This is a genomic window from Streptomyces liliifuscus, assembly GCF_016598615.1.
Classification (GTDB): domain Bacteria; phylum Actinomycetota; class Actinomycetes; order Streptomycetales; family Streptomycetaceae; genus Streptomyces; species Streptomyces liliifuscus.
The window spans coordinates 1694373-1716787 of record NZ_CP066831.1; the positions used below are offsets into that span (position 1 = coordinate 1694373).

At 70.3% G+C, this 22415-nt stretch carries 17 protein-coding genes and 1 pseudogene; 4 read left to right on the forward strand and 14 right to left on the reverse strand.

Features of this window, described 5'->3' with window-relative positions:
* Positions 1-12 precede the first annotated feature (12 nt).
* Positions 13-1017, forward strand: a complete 1005-nt coding sequence (locus JEQ17_RS07375) for a Gfo/Idh/MocA family protein (RefSeq protein WP_200394455.1) — start codon at positions 13-15, stop codon at positions 1015-1017.
* Positions 1014-2033 carry a Gfo/Idh/MocA family protein gene (locus JEQ17_RS07380; RefSeq protein ID WP_200394456.1) on the forward strand — a complete coding sequence of 340 codons (1020 nt, stop codon included), beginning with the start codon at positions 1014-1016 and terminating at the stop codon, positions 2031-2033. The genes JEQ17_RS07375 and JEQ17_RS07380 overlap by 4 nt, the downstream gene beginning before the upstream one ends.
* A gap of 96 nt (positions 2034-2129) precedes the next feature.
* Here the strand turns inward: JEQ17_RS07380 and JEQ17_RS07385 are convergent.
* From JEQ17_RS07385 to JEQ17_RS07435, 11 genes and pseudogenes are all read right to left on the reverse strand, one after another.
* Positions 2130-3148 (reverse strand): annotated as a pseudogene (locus tag JEQ17_RS07385) (Gfo/Idh/MocA family protein).
* A gap of 51 nt (positions 3149-3199) precedes the next feature.
* Positions 3200-4114: an ATP-binding cassette domain-containing protein gene (locus JEQ17_RS07390; protein WP_200394457.1), complete on the reverse strand. Its 915-nt coding sequence runs from the start codon at positions 4112-4114 to the stop codon at positions 3200-3202.
* Positions 4115-4119: 5 nt separating this feature from the next.
* Positions 4120-5196: an ABC transporter permease gene (locus JEQ17_RS07395; protein ID WP_200394458.1), complete on the reverse strand. Its 1077-nt coding sequence runs from the start codon at positions 5194-5196 to the stop codon at positions 4120-4122.
* Positions 5197-5201: 5 nt separating this feature from the next.
* A complete protein-coding gene (locus JEQ17_RS07400; RefSeq protein WP_200394459.1) occupies positions 5202-6218 on the reverse strand; it encodes a sugar ABC transporter substrate-binding protein in 1017 nt (338 codons plus the stop codon).
* A 365-nt stretch (positions 6219-6583) separates the two neighbouring features.
* A complete protein-coding gene (locus tag JEQ17_RS07405) occupies positions 6584-7432 on the reverse strand; it encodes a sugar phosphate isomerase/epimerase family protein (protein ID WP_200394460.1) in 849 nt (282 codons plus the stop codon).
* 150 nt (positions 7433-7582) lie between these two features.
* On the reverse strand, positions 7583-8470 hold the full coding sequence (locus JEQ17_RS07410) for a sugar phosphate isomerase/epimerase family protein (protein ID WP_200394461.1): 888 nt from the start codon (positions 8468-8470) through the stop codon (positions 7583-7585).
* Positions 8467-9414 (reverse strand): NAD(P)-dependent oxidoreductase, encoded by a 948-nt coding sequence (locus tag JEQ17_RS07415; protein WP_200394462.1) that lies wholly within the window; start codon positions 9412-9414, stop codon positions 8467-8469. Before JEQ17_RS07415 ends, JEQ17_RS07410 begins: the two co-directional genes overlap by 4 nt.
* A gap of 4 nt (positions 9415-9418) precedes the next feature.
* The gene (locus JEQ17_RS07420; RefSeq protein WP_200394463.1) at positions 9419-10636 is read right to left on the reverse strand and encodes a Gfo/Idh/MocA family protein; all 1218 of its coding nucleotides are present in this window, start codon (positions 10634-10636) and stop codon (positions 9419-9421) included.
* Positions 10633-11433: an HpcH/HpaI aldolase family protein gene (locus tag JEQ17_RS07425; RefSeq protein WP_200394464.1), complete on the reverse strand. Its 801-nt coding sequence runs from the start codon at positions 11431-11433 to the stop codon at positions 10633-10635. Before JEQ17_RS07425 ends, JEQ17_RS07420 begins: the two co-directional genes overlap by 4 nt.
* The gene (gene iolD, locus JEQ17_RS07430) at positions 11430-13406 is read right to left on the reverse strand and encodes a 3D-(3,5/4)-trihydroxycyclohexane-1,2-dione acylhydrolase (decyclizing) (RefSeq protein ID WP_200394465.1); all 1977 of its coding nucleotides are present in this window, start codon (positions 13404-13406) and stop codon (positions 11430-11432) included. The genes JEQ17_RS07425 and iolD overlap by 4 nt, the downstream gene beginning before the upstream one ends.
* A gap of 91 nt (positions 13407-13497) precedes the next feature.
* On the reverse strand, positions 13498-14940 hold the full coding sequence (locus tag JEQ17_RS07435) for an aldehyde dehydrogenase family protein (protein ID WP_200394466.1): 1443 nt from the start codon (positions 14938-14940) through the stop codon (positions 13498-13500).
* A 277-nt stretch (positions 14941-15217) separates the two neighbouring features.
* On the opposite strand from JEQ17_RS07435, the gene JEQ17_RS07440 reads away from it, so the two are divergent.
* Together JEQ17_RS07440 and JEQ17_RS07445 are read left to right on the forward strand one after the other, a co-directional pair.
* Positions 15218-16267 carry an LLM class flavin-dependent oxidoreductase gene (locus JEQ17_RS07440; protein ID WP_200394467.1) on the forward strand — a complete coding sequence of 350 codons (1050 nt, stop codon included), beginning with the start codon at positions 15218-15220 and terminating at the stop codon, positions 16265-16267.
* Positions 16268-16417: 150 nt separating this feature from the next.
* Complete coding sequence (locus JEQ17_RS07445) at positions 16418-18775, forward strand: ATP-binding cassette domain-containing protein (RefSeq protein WP_200394468.1); 2358 nt, start codon at positions 16418-16420, stop codon at positions 18773-18775.
* Here JEQ17_RS07445 and JEQ17_RS07450 read toward each other — a convergent pair.
* The 3 genes from JEQ17_RS07450 to JEQ17_RS07460 form a co-directional block, all read right to left on the reverse strand.
* Complete coding sequence (locus JEQ17_RS07450; RefSeq protein ID WP_200394469.1) at positions 18763-20274, reverse strand: acyl-CoA synthetase; 1512 nt, start codon at positions 20272-20274, stop codon at positions 18763-18765. The two genes, JEQ17_RS07445 and JEQ17_RS07450, sit on opposite strands and share 13 nt — an antisense overlap.
* 33 nt (positions 20275-20307) lie before the next feature.
* Positions 20308-21174 carry a lysophospholipid acyltransferase family protein gene (locus JEQ17_RS07455; RefSeq protein WP_200401361.1) on the reverse strand — a complete coding sequence of 289 codons (867 nt, stop codon included), beginning with the start codon at positions 21172-21174 and terminating at the stop codon, positions 20308-20310.
* A gap of 215 nt (positions 21175-21389) precedes the next feature.
* Complete coding sequence (locus tag JEQ17_RS07460) at positions 21390-22160, reverse strand: GNAT family N-acetyltransferase (protein WP_200394470.1); 771 nt, start codon at positions 22158-22160, stop codon at positions 21390-21392.
* Positions 22161-22415 lie beyond the last annotated feature (255 nt).

Here is a 22415-nt window from a genome sequence, read left to right on the forward strand (position 1 = left end):
AGCAGGATTCACATGCGTATTGGCATCATGGGGCTGGGCCGGATCGGCGCGTTCCACGCGGAAACCCTGGCAGGACTCGAAGCGGTGGACTCGCTGGTGGTCACCGACCCGGTGGCCGCGGCCACCTCCTCCGCCGCGGAGCGGTTCGGGGCAACGGCGGTGGACTCGCCCGAGGCGGTGCTGGCCGCCGGCGTGGACGGAGTGGTGATCGCCGCCGCGACCGACGCGCACCCCGAACTCATTCTCGCCGCCGTCAAGGCGGGCATCCCGGTCTTCTGCGAGAAGCCCGTGGCCCGCGGCGTCGAGGAGAGCCTCGATGTGCTGCGAGCGGTGGAGAACGGCGGGGTCGAGGTGCACATCGGCTACAACCGGCGCTTCGACGCCGGCTGTGTCGCCGCCCGTGCGGCCGTGGTGAGCGGCGAACTCGGCCTGCTGCACACCGTACGGTCCACCACCCTGGACCCCGCCCCGCCGCCCGCCGCGTACGTGGCCGTCTCCGGCGGCATCTTCCGCGACTGCAGCGTGCACGACTTCGACATCGTGCGCTGGGTCACCGGCCGCGAGGTCGTCGAGGTGTACGCCACCGGCGGCAACCGGGGCGCGGACTACATCGCGGCGGCGGGCGACGTCGACACCGCCTCCGCGCTGCTCACCTTCGACGACGGCACGATCGGCGTCATCTCCAACTCCCGGCACAACGCCCGCGGTTACGACGTACGTCTGGAGGTGCACGGCATGAAGGACAGCATCGCCGTGGGCCTGGAGGACAAGCTGCCGCTGCGGTCCGTCGAGCCGGGGGTCACCTTCCCCGCCGGTCCCCCGCACCACTTCTTCATGGACCGCTTCGCCGACGCGTACCGTGCCGAACTCACCGCGTTCACCGAGGTAGTGGCGGGCTCCCGCCCCTCCCCCTGCACCGTGGCCGACGCCCTCGAAGCCAGCTGGATCGCCGAGGCGTGCACGCTGTCGCTGCAGGAGCACCGGCCCGTACGACTGGAAGAGGTACGCAAGGCATGACGGACGAACCACTACGGATCGGCGTTCTCGGCGCGGCCCGCATCGCCGAGCTCTCGATCGTCGGCCCGGCCCGTGTGACCGGCCACCGCCTCGTCGCGGTGGCCGCCCGCGACCGGTCCCGCGCCGAGACGTTCGCCGCCGAGCACGATGTCGAGCGGGTCCTGGACTCGTACGCCGACGTGATCGCCGACCCCGAGGTCGAGGTCGTCTACAACCCCCTCGCCAACGGTCTGCACGGGCCCTGGAACCTCGCCGCCCTCGCCGCGGACAAGCACGTGCTGACCGAGAAGCCCTCCGCGAGCAACACGGAGGAGGCGATCGAGGTCCGGGACGCCGTCGCGAAGGCGGGCACGGCCTTCATGGAGGGCTTCCACTACCTGTTCCACCCGGTCACCCGGCGTCTGCACGAGCTGCTGGACAGCGGGGAACTGGGCGAACTCCGGCACGTGGAGACCAAGATGCTCATGCCGGCGCCCGCCGACACCGACGTGCGCTGGTCGCATCCGCTGGCGGGCGGCGCGCTCATGGACCTGGGCTGCTACAGCCTGCACGCCCAGCGGGTGCTCGCCCCCTGGGCGGGCGGCGCGCCACGGCTGGTCGCGGCGCGCGGCGGGGAGCGTCCGGGCGCGCCGGGAGTGGACGAGTGGCTGGACGCCGAGCTGGAGTTCCCGAGCGGTGTCACCGGTACCGCCCGCTGCCACATGGCCCACGACGAGTGGCAGTTCAGCTACCGGATCGTGGGTTCACTCGGTGAGGCCACGGCGGTGAACTTCGTCCAACCGCACCTGGACGACCGGGTGTTGGTCCGCACGGCCACGGGCGAGCGGACCGAGATGCTCGGCCGCCGGTCCTCGTACACCTACCAGCTCGAAGCGTTCGCGGCCCATCTGCGCCGGGGCACGCCGCTTCGTCTGGACGCCGATGACGCGCTCGCCACCATGCGGCTCATCGACGACTGCTACGAGGGGGCCGGGTTCTCGCCCCGGCCGCGAACGGTCGTTCCGACCTCGGCGTGAACACGGGCTGAGAGGAATGGGAGAACGGGAGTGGGCGGTGCCGTTTCGGCACCGCCCACTCCCGTTGTGCGATCCATACGTCTGCAGGTCTGCCGTCTACCGGTAGAAGTCCGGCCGCTCGATCAGCTCGACCTCGACGCGCCGGCCCTCCCGCTGTGCCCGCACGCCCGCCTCGCACACCGCGGCTGCCGCGTAGCCGTCCCAGACGCTGGGCCCGGTGACCTCGCCGCGCCGGGTGGCGTCCACCCATGCCCGTACCTGGCGGTCGTACGCGTCCTCGAACCGCTCGATGTAGTCCGGTGTGACGCGGCCGCCCCATCGGCCGTCGGCGCTGAGCCGTGGTCCGTGCTCGTCACCGATGCCACCACGCCCCGCTCGCAGACGGCTTCGGCCCACACCTGGTATCCGTAGCCGCAGTGCCCGAAGATCTCGACGTCGACGACGGCCCCCGACTCGGTTTCGAACAGGACGAGTTGAGGGTCGCTCATGCCTTCCGGCGCCAGTGAGGACGGAGTCGGCTTGAGGACCGTGACCGCGGTGATCTCCTGATCGAGAAGCCAGCGGGTCACGTCCATCTCGTGTACGACCGAGTCGTTGATGAGCATCTCGGTCGTGAACCAGGACGGCATGGACGGGTTGCGGTGCCGGTGGTGCACCATCAGTGCCCTGCCCAACTCCCCGCCGTCGAGCAGCTGCTTGAGCTTCATGTACTCGGAGTCGTACCGGCGCATGAAGCCCACCTGCACCTGGCGGTGCCCGAGCCGCTGTTCCGCCTCCAGGACCCGTAGCGCGGAGGCCGCGTCAGGGGTGAGCGGCTTCTCGCACAGGACCGGCAGATCACGGCCGAGGGCTTCGAGCAGGGCCACCTCATGAGCGGGACCGGGAGAGGCGATCAGCACGGCGTCCACGTCCTCCGCGGCCAGCGCGGCCGCGGTTTCGGTGTACGCCGTGCACCCGTCCAGCGTGTCGGCGATGGCCTTGGACCGCTCCACGTCGATGTCCACGACGGCGGTCACCCGCGCTCCACTGATGACGTGATGGAGCCTTCGGACATGATCGGCCCCCATCTTGCCGGTACCGATGACGGCTACGCCGAGTACTCCCTGAGGTGACATAAGAGCAGTGTCTCTCCTGTTGTCTGAGGTCCAATTACCGTTGGCCGAGGGTCAGTTGCGCTGGGCACCGACCTGAAGCTCTGCCTCTTCGGGGAGTTCTTCGACGTCGACGCCGCGGACTTGGGCGAGTTCGTGTTTGAGTGCGGCGAGTTCGGCGCCGCCTGCCATGTGGTTGGTGAGTTCTTCGAGGCTGACGTCGGCGCGGGCGGCGGAGAGTTCCATGGTGCCCAGGCGCAGGACGCTGAAGTGGTCGCCGACCATGTAGGCGTGGTGGGGGTTGTGGGTGATGAAGATGACGCCCAGTCCGCGGTCACGGGCCGCGGCGATGTACTTCAGCACGACGCCGGACTGTTTGACGCCCAGGGCTGCGGTGGGTTCGTCGAGGATGAGGACGCGGGCGCCGAAGTAGACGGCGCGGGCGATGGCCACGGACTGGCGCTGGCCGCCGGAGAGGGTGCCGATGGGCTGGTCGAGGTCGTCGAGGATGATGCCCATGTGGCGCAGTTCCTGGTCCGCGGTCGCCTTCATCCTCGCGATGTCCAGGCGGCGGACGGGCCAGGGGCCCTTGGTCATCTCGGAGCCGAGGAAGAAGTTCCGCCACACCGGCATCAGGGGGACGGTGGCGAGGTCCTGGTAGACGGTGGCGATGCCCTTGTCGAGGGCCTCGCGCGGGTTGCTGAGCTGGACGGCCTGGCCGTCGATGAGGAATGCGCCCTCGGTGTGCTGGTGCAGCCCGGAGATGATTTTGATGAGGGTGGACTTGCCGGCGCCGTTGTCGCCCAGCACGCAGGTGACTTGGCTGGGATACACGGCGAGGTCGACGCCGTGCAGGGCGCGGACGTTGCCGTAGGCCTTGCCTGCGGCCTTGAGTTCGACGGTGGGTGTGCCGTTCGCCGGCGCGGTGTCCTTGGGGGCCGTTCCGTTGGATGGGGCCGGCCCGTCGGTGGTGATGGGGTTGGTGGTCATGGGCTTTACCTCCGGGTGGCCTGGCGGCGGACCCACAGATTGACGAGGGCGGCGAGCAGGAGCATGACGCCGAGGAAGGCCTTGAACCAGTCGGGGTTCCAGTTGGCGTAGACGATGCCCTGGGAGACCATGCCGAAGATGAAGGCGCCGATGACCGGGCCGATCGCGGAGCCGTAGCCGCCGGTGAGCAGGCAGCCGCCGATCACCGCGGCGATGATGTACAGGAACTCGTTGCCCACGCCCTCGCCGGACTGGACGGTGTTGAACGAGAACAGGATGTGCATCCCGACGAACCAGGCACCCGCACCCACCCCCATGAACAGGGCGATCTTGGTGAAGGTGACCGGGACGCCGACCGCGCGGGCCGATTCCTTGTTGCCGCCGGTGGCGAAGATCCAGTTGCCGAACTTGGTGCGCAGCAGCAGCCAGGTCGCCGCCGCGGCGAACACCAGCCAGTAGAAGACGGTGATCTTCACATCGACGCCGCCGATGCTGATCTCCGAGGCGAAGATCTTCTTGGCCTGGTCGAAGCCGTCCATGTCACTGATCGAGTCGGTCGCGACGTTCCCGGTGAAGATTTTTGTGATGGCGAGGTTGGCGCCCTGCAGGATCAGGAACGACCCCAGCGTGATCAGGAACGACGGCAGCCCGGTGCGTACCAGCATGTAGCCGTTGAACGCCCCGATCGCCAGGGACACCAGCAACGCGACGATGACGCCGGTCCATACGTTCATGGAGAGCTGGAAGCTCCACATGCTCGCCGTCAGCGCGGAGGTCGTCACGGCCACACCGGCGGACAGGTCGAACTCCCCGCCGATCATCAGCAGCGCCACCGGCAGCGCCATGATGCCCATCACGGAGGACTCGTAGAGCACGTTGGCCAGCGAGCCGGCCTCGCGGAACGGGGAGGCCACCGCGAAGAAGAACACGTACACGGCGATCGCCGCGATGAGTGCGCCGATCTCGGGGCGGGCCGCCAGCCTGCGGGTCAGGGACCGTTGCGAGGTCCGGCCGTCCTTGGGGGCGGCCGGCGGAGCCGGCGACGAGGAACCCGTCGCCGGTGCCGTTGCTGCCTGGATCATCGGGCTCACCGAGTGCCCTTCTCAGCGAACTTCGCGATGGCCTCGACATTGGACTTGTCCACGAACGCCGGACCGGTCAACACCGGCTCCTGGCCACCGCCACTGAAATTGCCGTTGGTCTTGTAGAGCCACAACGAGTCGACCGAGAGGTAGCCCTGCAGGTAGGGCTGCTGGTCGACGGCGAACTGGATGTCACCGTCGTTGATGGCGCCGATCAGGTCCTTGTTGAGGTCGAAGGTCGCGACCTTGGCCTTGCTGCCCGCGTCGTCCACGGACTGCACGGCGGTGAGGGAGAACGGGGCGCCGAGCGTGACGACGTAGTCGATCGCCGAGTCCTGCTTCAGCTTCGCGGTGATCGTCGACTTCACGGACGGCATGTTCGTGCCGTTCACATAGAGAATCTCCGTCTTGCCCTTGAAGCCTTCCTTGACGCCCTTGCAGCGCGCCTCCAGGGCGACGTGCCCCTGCTCCATGATCACGCAGATGTCGTGCTTGGCTCCGACGTCGTTGAGCTTCTCGCCGAAGGCCTTGCCGGCCACGTACTCGTCCTGGCCGAAGTACTCCAGCAGGCCCTGCTCCTTCCAGTCGTCGACACCTCCGTTGAAGCCGACGACCGGGATGCCCGCCGCCTTGGCCTTGGCGACGACGTCCTTCATGGCGTCGGGCTTGGCCAGGGTGACCGCGATGCCGTCTACCTTCTGGTCGATCGCGTTCTGGACCAGGTTGGCCTGCTTGGCACCGTCGGGGTTGCTGGAGTAGATCAGCTCGACGTTGTCCTTGGCGGCGGCAGCGTTCGCCCCCTTGCGGATGGTGTCCCAGAAGGTGTCCCCGGGGGCCGCGTGAGTGATCATCGCGACCTTCATGCGGGGGGTGTCGGCCTTGCCGGCAGACGCGTTGCCCGTGTCCTCCTCGGACTGCTTGCCACCGGAGTCGCTGGAACAACCGGTGACTATCAGGGCCGCCGCGGCGGCCGCGGCGACGAGGGCGATTCTGCGGGAACGGGGGTGGGGAGAGCGGTTCATCTTGCCGGCACCTCACTGTGCAGGGGAAGGGAGCGACGCCCGACCGGGCAGAGGCTCCGGTCACATGCCGTTAACACGGCTGTTGCCTATGACGGGATACAAGCGCTATCCGCACCTCAGCGTCAACATATGTAAAGGCATCATTTATCCATCAAGAGAAAGCGGCAGAACATCTCCTTGGCGCCCATTTTTCGTGCCGTCTACACCTGAATTAACAGAGGTCGCTGACGGCATTTCCGATTCAAGGGCCGTCGTGCCCCGACAGGGGCGTTCAGGGGCGCGGGAAACTGCGCGACAAGCCCCCGCTCAGCCGCAGCCGACCCCAGACAGGACCGCACGGACTCTCCCCCGCACACCGCAACCGCTCACTTCAGCACCGCCACCGCCGTGCGGTACGCCGCCTCGGCGGCCTCCCGCACCGGAAGCGCGCGGTGTGTGTCGGACAGGATCTCCACCCCCCACGGACCGGACCAGCCGGCCGTGCGGAGCGCGGAGATGATCCCCGGCAGGTCGAAGGAGCCCTCGCCGCACAGACGCCGGCGCCGGACCGTGTCCTCGAAGAGCGTGCCGATCACCTCGCTGTCGGCGTCGTTGAGCTCCACACCGACGATGCGTGACGCGGGTACGTCCGCGAGGTCGGCCGGTGGCGTGTGGGCGCGCTCGGTGTGCCAGACGTCGATGATGAGGCCGCCCGCGGGATGCCCGGCGGTCTCGACCAGCCGCAGCCCGTCGTGCACGGTCCTGAGGTTGGACCAGGGGAGGAACTCGATCGCGAGCCGGGCGCCCACTCCGTCGGCCTGTGCCGCCAGCGTGGCGAACTCCTCGGCCCAGTGGTCGAGTTCCCACGGTCGGTCCTCGACGTCCGGCCCGATCTTGAGGTGGTGCGCGCCGAGCGCCTCGGCGGTCCGCAGAAGATCCAGGCGGACCGCGTCCGACGCGGCACGCCGTGGTCCGTCGGCCCACCAGTCGACCAGGAGCTCCAGCTCCAGGTGGACGAGTCCGTTGTCCTCGAAGAGGGACCGGACGCCGGGCAGTCCGTACGTGCGCTCGGCCTCGACCAGGTCCTCGTGCAACAGGCCGAAGCCCGTGAACCCGGCGGCGCCCGCCGCTTCCACCCGCTCCCGCAGCGTCAGTGGGCTGCGGCCGTCGGGCAGCCCCGGCGCGGCATCGCCCGCGGTGGTCCAACAGGTGGCCAGCAGGTCTTCAGCAGTCATACCTGTTTCCTCTTCGTAGATATTTCAGAGAACTCGTCCTGGCCACCGTCAAGGCAATTCCTCATCAAGGCCATTCCACTGATTCTCATTGCCCGTATCCCTTTTGATCCCGTCCCGAAAGGCAAGTCTCGGGAACCCATCAAAAACACATCACAGCTGTGCGTCGTGGAGAACCGAGCGCAGGTATTCCGTGCTGGCCCACACATCGTCCACTGGCCCCTTGCCGACGGGCTCTTCGGTGAGGATCGTGTCCTGCTCAAGGACGTACCAGCCGTCGTAGCCGCGAGCCCCGAGATGGGTCACGATGGCCCGGACGTCCACGTCACCGGCGCCGAGCGGGCGGTACATGCCCTCCCGGACGGCTTCCGTATACGTGAGGCGGCCCGACTGGACCTTGGCGGCGAGGGCGGCGTTCACGTCCTTCATGTGGGTGTGGGCGATCCGCTCGGGTGCCTGCCGGGTGAGCTCGGCTGGGTCCGTCCCACCGATGAGCAGGTGGCCTGTGTCCAAGCAGAGGGCGATCGAGGAGTGTTCCAGCACGCGCTGGACCTCGTCGCCGTTCTCGATCATCGTGCCGACATGCGGGTGCAGCACGGCCCGTACGCCGCGCTCCGCGGCCAGCGCGGTCAGCCGGTCCAGGTTGGACAGCAACAACTTCCAGCCGTCGGCGTCGAGTTCGGGCCGGGAGTCGTAGCCGTCCTGCCCTGTGATGGCCGAAAGGACGAGGACGTCGGCCTTGGACGCGGCGTAGCTCTCCAGGAGTGTCTCGACCTCGGGCAACGGGTCGTGCCCGGGCACGTGCAGCAGGAGCGGGGTGAAGCCGCCGACGGCCCGGAGGTCATGGTGGGCGAGGACCTGCGCCATGGCCTGCGGCTCGCCGGGCAGGAAGCCCTCGGGCCCTATCTCGGTGGCGGCGAGACCGACCTCGCGCATCTCCTTCAGTACCCGCTCGGGCGTCAACTGGTAGCCCCAGCCGGGTACTTCGCACACGCCCCAGGAGATGGGCGCTCCGGCGATCCGCTGTGCTTGAGTGTTCATGCCGTGGCCTTTCGGTGGTTCCAGTCGGGGTTGGCGACCGCGGCCGGCGGACGCCCGGCGAGCACGTCCGCGACGCCGCGGGCGGCGTCGACGAAGGTCAGGGTCATGGCTCTGCTCGTCATGCCCATCAGATGCGGGGTGAGGACGACGTCCGGGTGGTCGAACAGCGGGTGGTGGACGGCCGGTTCGGGATCGAAGACGTCCAGTCCGACACCGGCCAGCCGGCCGAGTTCCAGGGCGATCAGGGTGGCGTCCGGGTCGAGCAGGCCGCCCCGGCCGCAGTTGACGAGGATCGTCCCGGGCTTGACCCGGGACAGCAGGTCCTCGCCGACCAGATGGTGCGTGCTCTCGGTGAGCGGGACGTGCAGTGTCAGTACGTCGCTCGCTTCGGCGAGTTCACCGAGATCGGCGCAGGCGACGTCGGGCGGGGGCGGGCTGTAAGGGTCGTACGCCAGGGTCCGCATCCCGAAGGCGGAGGCGAGTTCGCCGACCCGGCGGCCGATGCGGCCGTGGCCGACGATGCCCATGGTGGCGCCGTCGAGGTCGCCGACGGGCAGGGCGTTCCGCTCGGCCCAACGGCCCTCGCGCACCAGGTCGGTGAGCGGGCGCAGCCGTTTGACGAGGTGCAGGGTCATGGCGAGGACGCCCTCGGCCACGGCCCGCGAGCCGCTCTGCGGGGTGATGACCACGGGGATCCCTCGGGCGGTCGCCGCGGCCACGTCGACGAGGTCCACACCGACTCCGGTGCGGGCGATGACGCGCAGCCGCGGGGCCCGTACGAGGAAGTCCTCGTCGACGATCCGGTCGGCGCGGACGATGGCGCCTTCCGCGACGGCGAGGTCGTCGGGCGTGGGGTGGGTGACGAAGGTGACCCGGTCGCCGAGGATGTGGCCGACGGTGTCCGGGTCGACCGGGCCGAGGGCCACTACGACATGCCCGTCCACGCGATCAGCTCCGTGCCTGGTGGCCGAAGGTCGCCCCGGTGACGTCCGGGACCGGCTCCCAGGCGCCGCTCTCGGCGGAGGCGGCGGCCGCGGAGATCACCTCGGCGACGGCGTGCGCGTCGTCGATCGTGGAGTTGTGGTGCTCGATGCCGGCCACGGCGGCGAGGAACTTCTTCGCCTCGATGACCTTCAGGTCGTCGTAGCCCATGCTGTTGCCGGGGCCGGGCTGGAAACTGGCGTAGTCGCCCATGTGGCCGTTGCCGAGCACGGTGGTGTAGCCCTGGTGCGGGCCGCTGCGGTCGAGGGCGACGCGCAGCTCGTTCATCCGCTCGAAGTTCCAGGTGAGCGAGCCGTCGGTGCCGTAGATCTCGAAGCCGATGCCGCACTGCGGGCCGACGATGGTGCGGGAGGCCTCCAGTGTGCCGACGGCGTCACTGTGGAAGCGGACGAGGGCGGCGGTGTAGTCGTCGTTCTCGACCTGTGCCATCTCGCCGTCCTCGATGACGGCGAAGTGCGTGCCCGAGCCCATCGGGAGGATCGGGCGCTCGGTGTAGACGGTGCTGGTGAGCGCGGAGACCTCGCGGATCGGGGCGACGACGTAGCTGACCAGGTCCACGACGTGGCTCATCAGGTCGCCCAGTGCGCCGTGTCCGGCGAGTTCCCGCTTGAAGCGCCAGGACAGGGCGCCCTTGGGTTCGGAGGCGTAGCCGGAGAAGAACGTGGCGCGCACGTTGGTGATGCGCCCCAGCCTTCCCTCGGCGACGAGCTGTCTGGCCCGCTCGACCGCGGGGGCGTGGCGGTAGTTGTAGCCGATGGACGTCACCACTCCGGCGGCGCGGGCCGCGGCGGCGACCTCGGCGGTCTCCTCGGCGCCGCGTCCGACGGGCTTCTCGATCCAGAACGGCTTGCCTGCCTTGGTGGCGGCGATGCCTATCTCGTGGTGGAGCATGTTCGGCGCGCAGATCGACACGACCTCGACGTCCGGGTCGTCCAGGACGGCGCGGTAGTCGGTGCCCGCCTTCTCGTAGCCGAGTACGTCACGGGCGTGGGCCGCGCGGTCCTCGGCCGTGTCCGCCGCGTGCACGAGCCGGGGCTTGAGGCCCAGCTCGGGGTAGACGGAGGGCAGTGCCTGGTAGGCACGGCTGTGCAGTTTGCCCATCCAGCCGACGCTGATCAGTCCGACGCCGATCTCGCGTGCGGCGCCCGAGGGGGTCGTGGTCATGAGTGTGTCTCCTGGTGGTCCCGGGGCTCCGGCCTGGCCTCGCCGAGCGCGGCGGACAGGGCGGCTGCGAGCAGGGTCGAGTCGGATCCGATGGCGATGAACGTCCAGCCCTCGGCGCGTTTGGCGGCGGCCGCCGGACCGTCGGGTACGAGGAGTCCGCACGCCTTGCCGTGTGCGGCGGCGGCCTTGCGTACGCGTTCCAGGGCCTCGCGGTAGACCGCGGCCGCGAAGTCGCCGGGCACGCCGAGGTCGTGGCTGAGGTCGCGGGGGCCGACGAACAGCACGTCCACCCCGTCCAGTGCGGCGATCGCCTCGGCCTCCGCCAGTGCGCTCGCCGACTCGATCTGGACCACGCCGAGGATCTCGCCCTCACGGTCCAGGGCAGTTGGGTCGAGCCCGAAGCGGCAGGCCCGGTTGTACGTGGCCACGCCCCGGTCCCCCGCGGGCGGGTAGCGCAAGTGCCGTAGTGCTTCCCGGACTTCGGCCGCCGTGTCGAGGCGCGGCAGCATGATCCCGGCGACGCCCAGGTCGAGGACGCGGCCGATGCGGATCCGGGCCGCGGACTCGACGCGTACGACGGTCGGGACTCCGTAGGAGGCGGCCACCGGGACGGTCGTGCGGGCCTGTTCCTCTCCCCCGGCGCCGTGTTCGAGGTCGAGGAGCAGCCAGTCGGCACCCGCCGCGGCGCACACCTCGGCCGCGACCGGGGAGGCCATTCCCACGAAGGTGCCCAAGGTGGGCTCCCCCTCGGCGAGTCGGGCGCGCAGACGGCCGTGGTCGAGCGGTGAGCGGTTCATCCGTACCACCTCTGGGAGGCCAGGCCCTCTTCGTACTCGCCGCGCAGTTGGGCGACCGATTCCTGGTCGGACACCTCGGCGGGCGCCACGTCCCACCAGACACCCGCGCCGGGCAGGTCCGCGTGCGGGACGACGGGTACGACGAGGACGACGGGGCCCGCGTGGTCGCGGGTGTCGGCGAGTGCGGCGCGCACTTCGTCGGCGGTGGTTGCGCGGATGGCGCGGGCGCCGAGTCCCGTCGCGGTCAGGACGAGGTCGACTTTGAGGTAGTCGCCCTCCAGGCGGGCCGGCTTGGTGTCGCCACCGGCCTCCGCCAGCTGGAGGCCGCCCTCCCGGTAGCGGAACTCGTTGCCGAACTCCCGCCCGTTGCGCAGCATTTGGAGGCGGTGGATGACCTGGTACCCGTGGTTCTCCGGGATCACGACGGTGATCGGGAGCTTCTCCTGGGCCGCGGTGACCAGTTCGGTCGGCGCCATGAGGAAGGTGCCGTCGCCGAGCAGGGACACCACGCGCTTGGCCGGGTCGGGGTTCGCGAACCGTACGCCGATCGCGGCGGGCAGTTCGTAGCCCATGCAGGAGAAGCCGAACTCCAGGTGGGCGAAGCGGCCTTCGGTGGCGTCCCACACCTTCTGCAGATCGCCGGGCGGGCCACCGGCGGCGGCGATGATCGTGTCGCCGTCCTGTGCGTGCTCCTGGAGCAGGCCGATCAACTGGCCCTGGGTGAGCACCGCGTCGGTGTCGCCCACGACGTCCGAGTCGTCCGGCAGGGCCGAGACGTCGAAGGGTGTGTCCGGGTCGAGGGCCGCGGCGCGCTGGGCCCACCAGGTCTCGTGCAGCGCACGCGCCTTGTCCTGCCAGGCCGGGGATGTGGTGGTGCCGTTCGCGCGGACCGCCTCGGTCAGTGCGGCGAGGGCCCGCTTGGCGTCGGCCACGATCCCGGTGGCGCCCAGACGGCTCACGTCGTGCACGTTGACGTTGACGGCGGCGAACCGTACGTCCGGGTTCTGGAAGACCGAGTGCGAGGCCGTGGAGAAGTCCGTCAGCCGCGAGCCCACGGTCAGCACGAAGTCGGCTTCCCTGGCCAGGGTGTTGACGGCCGGGGTGCCTTCCAGACCGATGCCGCCCAGCTGCCACCAGGCGCGGCGCTGGACCGCTCCCTTGCCCGCGAACGTCTCCGCCACGGGGATCCCCGCCGCGTCGGCCAGTGCCTCCAGCTCCTCGGTCGCGCCGGAGTACACGACACCGCCACCGGCGATGATCAGCGGCTTCTGAGCCTCGGCGAGCATCCGCGCCACGGCGGCGACCTCGTCGGCGTCCGCCGCGGGCCGCCGGATCGGCCAGTCGCGCTCGGCGAAGAACTCCACCGGGTAGTCGTACGCGTGGGACTGGATGTCCTGCGGGAGGGAGACGACGACCGCGCCGGTGTCCACGTCGGTGAGGGCGCGCATCGCCGCGGGCAGCGAGGTGAGCAGCTGCTCGGGCCGGGTGATGCGGTCGAAGAACCGGGAGACGGGCCGGAAGGCGTCGTTGACGGATGTGTCGGCCTCGACGGGGTGCTGCAACTGCTGGAGTACGGGCCCCTGGTGGCGGGTCGCGTAGGTGTCGCCGGGCAGCAGCAGGACGGGCAAGCGGTTGACGGTCGCGAGTCCGGCGCCGGTGACCATGTTGAGGGCGCCGGGGCCGATGGAGGCGGTGACCGCCAGGGTGGCATGCCGGGTGGACGCCTTGGCGTAGGCCGTCGCGATATGGACGAGTGCCTGCTCGTTGCGGCCCTGGACGAAGGGGAGTTCGTCGCTGAACTGGTCCAGCGCCTGGCCGAGTCCGGCCACGTTGCCGTGGCCGAAGATGCCCAGGGCGGCGGGTATCAGACGGCGTCGCTCACCGTCGGCCACGGAGTGCTGGCGGGAGAGGTAGGTGACGAGTGCCTGGGCCACCGTGAGGCGCACGGTGCGCCGGGTCGTCGGGTCGGTCATGGTCGGGCTCCTGTTGGGGAGATGCCCACGGCCCTCGGGCGGCGTGGAGGTCCGGAGTCGGATGGAGAGAGGGGAACGCGGGGCCGCGAACTCACCAGGGACGGCCGTGCAGCACGATGGTCTTCACCTCGGTCATCTCACCGACCGCCGCGCGCGGACCCTCCTTGCCGTAGCCGCTGCCCTTCAGTCCGCCGTACGGCATCAGGTCGGCGCGCCACAGCGGCGTCCAGTTGATGTGCACCGTGCCCGCGTCGATCTCGCGTACGGCCCGGATCGCGCCGGCCACGTCGGAGGTGAACACGCCCGCTCCCAGGCCGTACGCCGTGCCGTTGGCCTGGGCGATCGCGGACTCCCAGTCCGCGGCCGAGCTGACGGCGACGGCGGGTCCGAACAGTTCCTGCTGGCTGAAGGCGGAGTCGGGGTGGACGTCGGCCACGACGGCGGGGCTCACGACGGCCCCGTCACGCTCGCCGCCGGTCAGGATCCGGGCGCCGTCGGTGCCGGCCCGGGCGATGGCCCGCTCCACGCGCTCCGCCTCGGCGGTCGTGATCAGCGTGCCCATCGTCGTCTCGGGGGACGACGGGTCGCCGGTCCGGATGGCCTTGACCTTGGGGACGAGCGCGTCGAGGAAGTCGGCGGTGATCGAGGGGTGGGTGATGACCCGTTGGACGGAGATGCACACCTGCCCGGCGTTCACATAGCCGCCCAACGCGACGGCGCTCGCGGCGAGTTCGAGGTCCGCGTCCGGCAGGACCACGACCGGGCAGGAGGCTCCCAGTTCGAGGGAGAGCTTCTTCACCCCGGCGACGCGCGCGATGTGCTCGCCGGTGGCGGTGGAGCCCGTGAAGGAGATCTTCCGCACCCGGGGGTCCGTGACGAGCAGGTCCCCCAGCACCCCGCCGGAACCTACGAGCACCGAGAGCACGCCCTCGGGAAGCCCGGCGTCGACGAAGCAGGAGGCGAGTTCCAGCGCGGTCAGCGGGGTCGAGGTGGCCGGCTTGAGGACGACGGCGTTGCCCGCCGCGAGCGCCGGTGCCAGTTTGTGCAGGACGAGCAGGGCGGGGTAGTTGAAGGGCGTGATCGCCACCACGACACCGCAGGGCTGGCGCAGGGTGAAGCCGACCTTGTCGAAGCCGGTGCCGCGGTTCGCGTCCAGCGGCAGCGTCTCGCCGTAGAGCTGGGTGCCCTCGAAGGCCGCGAGACGGATCAGGTCGCCGGAGCGCGATGCCTCGCCGGTGGCCTCGGTGATGGTCTTGCCCGACTCCGCGCTGATGGTCCGCGCGATCCTGCCGGCCCGTTCGTCGGCCAGTTCGGCGGCCCGCAGCAGGATGGTCATCCGCTCGTGGGCGGGCGTGCGCCGCCACACCGCGGCTCCCCGTTCGGCCGCGGCCAGGGCCACGTCGACATCCTCGGGGCCGGCGAGCGCCACGGTGCCGACGGGCGAACCGTCGAAGGGCGACATCACTTCCCGCGTCCGTCCCGGCCCTGTCGACGCTTGCCACCGGCTTCCGATGAGCAGCTCCGTCGGTGCCATCGCGTTCTCCCTTCAGACAGCCGTCAGCTCTGGAACGCGGCTCTCGCGAGACCCCTCGGGTGAGCGGGAAAGGAGCGAGAGCCGACCGCCAGGCCGTTTACGTGGGCGCAACGTTAGGTGCGTTCCGGCGGAATGTTGAAGGGGTGGGATCCATCAATAGCCCATCATCGGCACCATCTTTTTCCCATCATCCTGACCGCCCGTGTCAGGAGTCGCGGAAGAAATCAGCGGAGCGGCTGTTGAGAGAACAGAGCCCAGTTCTTCCAGCGGAGAGACCATGGTGAACGAGCAGGATCACGCAGCCCCACGGGACCCGGACCAGGGCTCTCGTGCCGGAGGGACACGGTTCTCCGTGCTCGACCGCTCGCGCACCCGGGAGGGACACGACACCTCCGAGGCGCTGCGCGACACCGTCGGGCTGGCGCGGGAGCTGGAGGGGCTCGGCTATCACCGGATCTGGGTCTCCGAGCACCACGGTGTGCCGGGGGTGGCCGGTTCCGCGCCGACCGTGCTGGCCGCCGCGGTCGCCGCCGCGACCCGCACGATCCGGGTGGGCACGGGCGGGGTGATGCTGCCCAACCACCAACCCCTGGTGGTGGCCGAGCAGTTCGGCGTTCTGGAGTCCCTGTTCCCCGGCCGCATCGACATGGGCCTGGGCCGTTCCGTCGGGTTCACGGACGGCGTACGGAAGGCGCTGGGCCGGGACAAGGACGTGGCCGACGACTTCGCGGCCCAGTTGGACGAACTGCTCGGCTGGTTCCGCGGCACGTCCCCGACAGGTGTGCACGCACGCCCCGCCGAGGGCCTGACAGTGCCGCCATTCGTGCTGGCCATGGGCGAGGGTGCGACGATCGCCGCCCGGGCCGGCCTCCCCATGGTGATCGGCGACCTCAGGAACCGGGACAAGATGCGCCGCGGCATCGACCACTACCGCGAGACGTTCCGGCCGTCCGTATGGGCGCGGGAGCCGTACGTCGTCATCTCCGGCACGGTCGCGGTCGCGGCGAGCCCGGAGGAGGCTCGACGACTGCTGGTCCCGGAGGCCTGGTCTATGGCGTACTCGCGCACGCACGGCACGTTTCCGCCGCTTCCGTCCGTCGAGCGTGTCGAATCGCTGACGATGACGGAGAGGGAGCGCGGTTTCTACGAGTCCGGTCTGTCCGGTCATGTCGTCGGCACGGAGGAGCAGGTTGCTCATGAGCTGGGGACGGTGATCAAGGAGACCGCGGCTGATGAGGTGCTGGTTACGACCAGCACGTATGACCGGGAGGCGCTGGTGGACTCGTTTCGGCGGTTGGCGGGGGTTGTGGGGTTGGGCCCCGCCTGAGTTTTCCGCGTCGGTCGTCTCTTTGGCTGCGGGCCGTGGGTGGCTGGTCGCGCAGTTCCCCGCGCCCCTTTCGGGGCTCCCACCTGTACCCCGCCTAGAACCGTAGGGTTTGCCCCTGGTCCGCCTCATCGTTCCGCCTGGAGTCCGCCCATGCACAGCCCCCACGACCCCTACGTCCGTGTGCGTGGTGCGCGTGAGCACAATCTTCAGGGGGTCGATGTCGATATTCCGCGGGATGTGCTGGCGGTCTTCACGGGGGTGTCCGGGTCCGGGAAGTCGTCGCTCGCCTTCGGGACGATCTACGCGGAGGCGCAGCGGCGGTACTTCGAGTCGGTGGCCCCGTACGCGCGTCGGCTGATCCATCAGGTGGGGGCGCCGAAGGTCGGGGACATCAGCGGGCTGCCGCCCGCGGTGTCGTTGCAGCAGCGGCGGTCGACGCCGACCTCACGCTCGTCGGTCGGTACGGTCACCAACCTCTCCAATTCGCTTCGGATGCTGTTCTCGCGTGCGGGCGACTATCCGCCGGGGGCCGAGCGTCTCGACTCGGACGCCTTCTCGTCGAACACGGCCGTCGGGGCCTGTCCCGAGTGTCATGGGCTCGGTCGGGTGCACCGTACGACCGAGGAGTCGCTGGTCCCCGACCCGACGCTGTCGATCCGCGAGGGCGCGATCGCCGCGTGGCCGGGCGCCTGGCAGGGGAAGAACCTGCGCGATGTCCTCGACGCGCTGGGGTACGACGTGGACCGGCCGTGGCGCGAACTGCCCGCCGAGCAGCGTGAGTGGATCCTGTTCACGGACGAGCAGCCGGTCGTGACCGTGCATCCGGTCCGGGACGCCCAGCGGATCCAACGCCCGTACCAGGGCACGTACATGAGCGCGCGGCGCTATGTCATGAAGACCTTCTCGGACTCGAAGAGTCAGACGTTGCGGGCCAAAGCCGAGCGGTTTCTGGAGGCCGCGCCCTGTCCCGTGTGCGGCGGCAGTCGGCTGCGGGCCGAGGCGCTCGCGGTGACGTTCGCAGACCGGACCATCGCGGAGCTGGCCGCGCTGCCGCTCGTCGAACTGGCCGACTCCCTCACCGGTCATGGTGATTCGGAGACCGCCCGCGTCCTCACCGAGGATCTGCTCGCGCGTATCTCGCCGGTCACCGAGCTGGGCCTCGGCTATCTCAGCCTGGACCGCGCCACACCCACCCTTTCGGCCGGTGAGCTCCAACGGCTGCGGCTGGCCACGCAGTTGCGCTCGGGGCTCTTCGGGGTCGTGTACGTCCTCGACGAGCCGTCGGCCGGACTGCACCCGGCGGACACGGAGGCGCTGCTGACGGTCCTCGACCGGTTGAAGGCGTCCGGCAACTCGGTGTTCGTCGTGGAGCACCACCTCGATGTCATGCGCGGCGCAGACTGGCTCGTCGACGTGGGGCCGAAGGCGGGCGAGCACGGCGGACAGGTGCTGCACAGCGGCCCGGTGGCGGAGCTGGAGCATGTCAGGGAGTCGGCGACGGCCCGGTTCCTCTTCGACCGCTCCCCCGTCCCGGTACGTGAAGTCCGGGCGCCGCGCGGCCAGTTGAAGGTCGGCCCGGTGACACGGCACAACCTGCGTGGCGTGACCGCCGAGTTTCCGCTCGGCGTGCTCACCGCGGTCACCGGCGTCTCCGGCTCGGGCAAGTCCACGCTCATCGGCGAGATCACGGAGGACCTTCCGGGTGTGGGGCGGCTGGTCGGCGTCGACCAGAAGCCGATCGGCCGTACGCCCCGCTCGAATCTGGCGACGTACACGGGCCTCTTCGACGTCGTGCGCAAGGTGTTCGCGGCCACGCGGGAGGCGCACCGGCGCGGTTACGGCGTGGGGCGGTTCTCGTTCAACGTGGCGGGCGGGCGCTGCGAGACCTGTCAGGGCGAGGGGTTCGTGAGCGTCGAGCTGCTCTTCCTGCCGAGCACCTATGCCCCGTGCCCGGACTGCGGCGGGGCGCGCTACAACCCCGAGACGCTCGAAGTGACGTACAGGGAACGGAATATCGCGCAGGTGCTGGACCTGACGGTCGAGGCCGCCGCGGACTTCTTCGCGGACACTCCGGCCGTCGCGCGCAGCCTCGCCACGCTCCTCGATGTCGGTCTCGGTTATCTGCGGCTCGGCCAGCCGGCGACCGAGCTGTCCGGCGGTGAGGCGCAGCGCATCAAGCTCGCGAGCGAACTCCAGCGCGTACGCCGAGGTCACACGCTCTATCTCCTCGACGAGCCGACGACCGGTCTGCACCCGGCCGATGTCGAGGTCCTGATGCGGCAGTTGCACGGTCTGGTCGACGGCGGGCACAGCGTCGTGGTCGTGGAGCACGACATGGCGGTGGTGGCGGGCGCGGACTGGGTGGTCGACCTGGGGCCGGGCGGCGGCGACGCGGGAGGCCGGATCGTGGCGACGGGACCTCCGGCGGAGGTCGCACGGGCGGCGGCGAGCGCCACGGCTCCGTACCTCGCCCGCGCGCTGGGCACCGGGGGCTCTCAGTCCCAATAGGCCTTCCGCAGCCTGGACTTGGCCAGTTTCCCGGTGGGTGTGCGCGGCAGCTCGTCCGTGAAGTCGACGCTGCGGGGCGACTTGTAGTGGGCGATGCGGTCGCGGACGAACTCGAGGAGCTCATGTTCGAGTTCGGGACCGGGGAGCGCGTCGGGGGCGGGCTGGACGACCGCCTTGACCGCCTCGCCCATCTCCGCGTCAGGGACGCCGACGACCGCGACATCGGTGACCTTGGGGTGCAGGGTCAGACAGTCCTCTATCTCCTGGGGGTAGATGTTCACGCCGCCGGAGATGATCGTGAAGGCCCTACGGTCGGTGAGGAAGAGGTAGCCGTCCTCGTCGACGTGGCCGATGTCCCCGGTGGTCGTCCAGTTGGGGTGCTCGGGGTGCTGTGCCTCACGGGTGCGCGCGTCGTCGTTGTGGTACCTGAACGGGAGTTCCTCACGCTCGAAGTACACGGTTCCCGTCTCCCCGACGGGCAGCACCTTGCCGTCCTCGCCGCAGATCCGCAGCTCGCCGAGGAGGCCGCCGCGGCCCACGGAACCCGGCTTGCGCAGCCATTCCTCGGGGCCGATGAAGGTGATCCCGTTGGCCTCCGTCGCCGCGTAGTACTCGTACAGGACGGAACCCCACCAGGCGATCATCCGCCATTTGACCTCGACGGGGCAGGGCGCGGCTGCGTGGATGGCGACCTTCAGCGACGAAACGTCGTAGGAGTCCCGCACCTCGCGCGGCAGCTTCAGCATCCGTACGAACATGGTGGGCACCCACTGGCTGTGCGTCACCCGGTGCCGTTCGATCGCCTCCAACGCCCCTTGTGGATCGAAGGAGTTCATGAGGACGACCGCGCCGCCGGTCGCCGTGACGACGTATCCGAAGCGGAGGGGCGCGGCGTGGTAGAGCGGGGCCGGGCAGAGGTAGACGGTGTCCTCGCCGAAGCCGTACATGGGCTGGAAGAGCAGCTGGTACGTGCTCATCACCTCGCGGACGTCGCCCTCGGGGAGCGTCGGTGCGATGCCCTTGGGGCGGCCGGTGGTGCCGGAGGAGTAGAGCATGTCGACACCGCGGGGCTGGTGGGCCGGGGGTTCGGGTGAGGCGGCGGCCAGCGCCCGCTCGTAGGAGCCGTCGTCGAAACCCAGGTGTGATATCCGACCGGGCACCAGTTCCCGTATCTCTTCCCCGAGTTCGGTGAGCGGTCCGGAGACGACGAGTGTCCTCGCACCGCAGTCGCGGACGATGTACGCGGCCTCGTCGGCGGTCAGGTGATGGTTGACGACGGTGAGGTAGAGGCCCGAGCGCAGGGCCGCCCAGTAGACCTCCAGGACGCGTGGGTCGTTGTCGGCGAGGAGCGCCAGATGGTCGCCCGTGCGCAGTCCGGCGGTCCGCAGGTGGTCCGCGAGGCGCAGGGAACGCTCTTCGAGTCGGCCATAAGTGAGGGTCCGGCCGCCGTCCGCGGTGACGACGGCCGGCCTGGCGGGGTCGTACGCTCCGGGATACATGCGGGGACGGTACCCCGCGTTGGTGACGGTGCGTCAGAGGTGTGCATACGCCTTGGAGTTCGCGCTCCTTCGGTGGGCGTCGGCGGTCTCGACGACGGCCGTCCCGGTGCGGGCCGCCGCGTTGGTGGCCGTTTCGGCGGCGAGGGCGAGTGTTCGCCGGTCGGGTGCGCTGCCCGCCGGGAGCACCGGCTCCACGCGTACCTCGGCCACGAGGGCGCGGGCCGACACGACCCGCCAGACCGAGGTGAGCAGCGAGTCGCTCCCGACGAACGCGGGCGCGGTGGTCGCCGCTCCCCCCTCGAACCGGTAGTGGAGATGCACCGGCTGGACGGGCACGCCGGCGTCCAGGGCGGCCTGGAAGGCGGCTCTGCGGAAGTGGCCCTGGGCCCGGCCGCACCAGGTGCTCCCTTCCGGGAAGACCACGACCGCCGATCCGCCGCGCAGGGAGTCCGCGATGCGTTCGACGGTCCTCGGCAGTGCGCGCAGGCGGTCGCGCTCGATGAACAGCGCGCCGCTGCTCGCGGTGAGCACTCCGGCCACGGGCCACTGCCTGATCTCCGCCTTGGCGAGCATCCGGGCGGGGCGGACGGCGGCGAGCAGGGGTATGTCCATCCAGGAGATGTGGTTGGCCACCAGGAGCAGTCCGCCGCCGGGCGGGGCCGCCCCGGTCATCCGCAGCCTCACGCCCGCGGCGCGCACGATCGTCCGGCACCACAGCCGGGTGAGCCGGTCGCGCCACACGGCGGGCAGCCGCCCCACGACCGGGATCAGCACGATCCCGAAGAGGAGTACGGCCAGGAGTACGGCAAGCCGCAGCAGGGCGCGCGGCACGGCGGCCGGGGACCCCACGGACTCCACGCAGACCCGCGAGCACGGGGCGCTGGGCAGCCACGCGCTCACCGGGGCGGGCGCCGAGGGCACCGCGCCCGGACGTGCCCCTGCCCCGACGTGCACACCGCCGCGCCGTGGGCGCGGCACCTTCCCGGCGCCCGGGAACACCGGAGTGCTCACGCCCGGGCTCACGAGCGTCGTGGTGCCCCCACGACGCGGGCGGAGTTTCACGGCCACGCGGGACACGCCCGTCGCGCCCATCGCACCCATGCGGGACATGGTGATCACGCCGGCACGAGCGACAGGAAGTGCCGCAGGTAGCGCGGGTTGACCCGGCGCATCGACAGCAGCACGTACATGTCGGCGACGCCGAAGTCGGGGTCGTGGGCCGGTTCCGCGCAGACCCAGGCGCCGAGGCGGAGGTAGCCGCGCAGGAGCGGGGGCAGCTCGGTGCGGGCGGGACGGGTGACGCCCTCGGCGCTCCACGGCAGCAGCGGCCGTACCCGGTACTCCTCGGGCGCCAGGTGCTTGTCCCGCACCCGGTCCCAGGTGCCCGCGGCGAGCGCCCCGCCGTCGGCGAGCGGGATGGAGCAGCAGCCCGCCAGCCACTCGTGGCCGCCGTCGACCATGTAGCGGGCGATCCCGGCCCATATGAGACCGATGACCGCGCCGTCCCGGTGGTCGGGGTGGACGCAGGAGCGGCCGACCTCGACGAGCCCGGAGCGGATCCCGGCCAGCGGTCCGAGGTCGAACTCGCCCTCCGAGTAGAGCCGTCCGGCGACCGCGGCACGGTCGGGCGGCAGCAGCCGGTAGGTGCCGACCACCTGCCCGGTCGTGGTGTCGCGTACGAGCAGGTGGTCGCAGTACGCGTCGAAGGCGTCGACGTCCAGGCCCGGCTGCGAGGAGGAGAGCAGCGCGCCCATCTCCCCGGCGAAGACGTCGTGACGCAGCCGCTGGGCGGCGCGGACGTCTGCCTCGTCGCGGGCGAGGGTGACGGTGTAGCGGGTGGGGGCCGTCGACAGTGGGGGGCTGTCGAGCGTGGAAACGCCGGTCATGGCACTCTCCTGGTCACGGGCCGGTTCGGCGGAGCGGCGCGGCGGACCGAAGCGAACGGTCCGTGCGCTCCTGTTCTTCCGACGCCGGCTGACCGGCGAGTAACCCCCGGAGAGAGACCGGGTGTGAGCTTGTTGAATGCCAGGGGTGCCTGGTAGGGCTGAGGTCGAATTCACTCCGGCCCACTCGCCCGCACCTTAGGCGAACGCCCACTAAAGCCCTCGTAAGACCGCGGCAAACCGTGCCCCGTAAGGGGC

Excerpts from the sequence above, each read along its gene's own strand:
- JEQ17_RS07375 (WP_200394455.1), top strand. The coding sequence starts at position 13 with ATGCGTATTGGCATCATGGGGCTGGGCCGGATCGGCGCGTTCCACGCG.
- JEQ17_RS07380 (WP_200394456.1), top strand. The coding sequence starts at position 1,014 with ATGACGGACGAACCACTACGGATCGGCGTTCTCGGCGCGGCCCGCATC.
- JEQ17_RS07390 (WP_200394457.1), bottom strand. The coding sequence starts at position 4,114 with ATGACCACCAACCCCATCACCACCGACGGGCCGGCCCCATCCAACGGA.
- JEQ17_RS07395 (WP_200394458.1), bottom strand. The coding sequence starts at position 5,196 with ATGATCCAGGCAGCAACGGCACCGGCGACGGGTTCCTCGTCGCCGGCT.
- JEQ17_RS07400 (WP_200394459.1), bottom strand. The coding sequence starts at position 6,218 with ATGAACCGCTCTCCCCACCCCCGTTCCCGCAGAATCGCCCTCGTCGCC.
- JEQ17_RS07405 (WP_200394460.1), bottom strand. The coding sequence starts at position 7,432 with ATGACTGCTGAAGACCTGCTGGCCACCTGTTGGACCACCGCGGGCGAT.
- JEQ17_RS07410 (WP_200394461.1), bottom strand. The coding sequence starts at position 8,470 with ATGAACACTCAAGCACAGCGGATCGCCGGAGCGCCCATCTCCTGGGGC.
- JEQ17_RS07420 (WP_200394463.1), bottom strand. The coding sequence starts at position 10,636 with ATGACCACGACCCCCTCGGGCGCCGCACGCGAGATCGGCGTCGGACTG.
- JEQ17_RS07425 (WP_200394464.1), bottom strand. The coding sequence starts at position 11,433 with ATGAACCGCTCACCGCTCGACCACGGCCGTCTGCGCGCCCGACTCGCC.
- iolD (WP_200394465.1), bottom strand. The coding sequence starts at position 13,406 with ATGACCGACCCGACGACCCGGCGCACCGTGCGCCTCACGGTGGCCCAG.
- JEQ17_RS07435 (WP_200394466.1), bottom strand. The coding sequence starts at position 14,940 with ATGGCACCGACGGAGCTGCTCATCGGAAGCCGGTGGCAAGCGTCGACA.
- JEQ17_RS07440 (WP_200394467.1), top strand. The coding sequence starts at position 15,218 with ATGGTGAACGAGCAGGATCACGCAGCCCCACGGGACCCGGACCAGGGC.
- JEQ17_RS07445 (WP_200394468.1), top strand. The coding sequence starts at position 16,418 with ATGCACAGCCCCCACGACCCCTACGTCCGTGTGCGTGGTGCGCGTGAG.
- JEQ17_RS07450 (WP_200394469.1), bottom strand. The coding sequence starts at position 20,274 with ATGTATCCCGGAGCGTACGACCCCGCCAGGCCGGCCGTCGTCACCGCG.
- JEQ17_RS07460 (WP_200394470.1), bottom strand. The coding sequence starts at position 22,160 with ATGACCGGCGTTTCCACGCTCGACAGCCCCCCACTGTCGACGGCCCCC.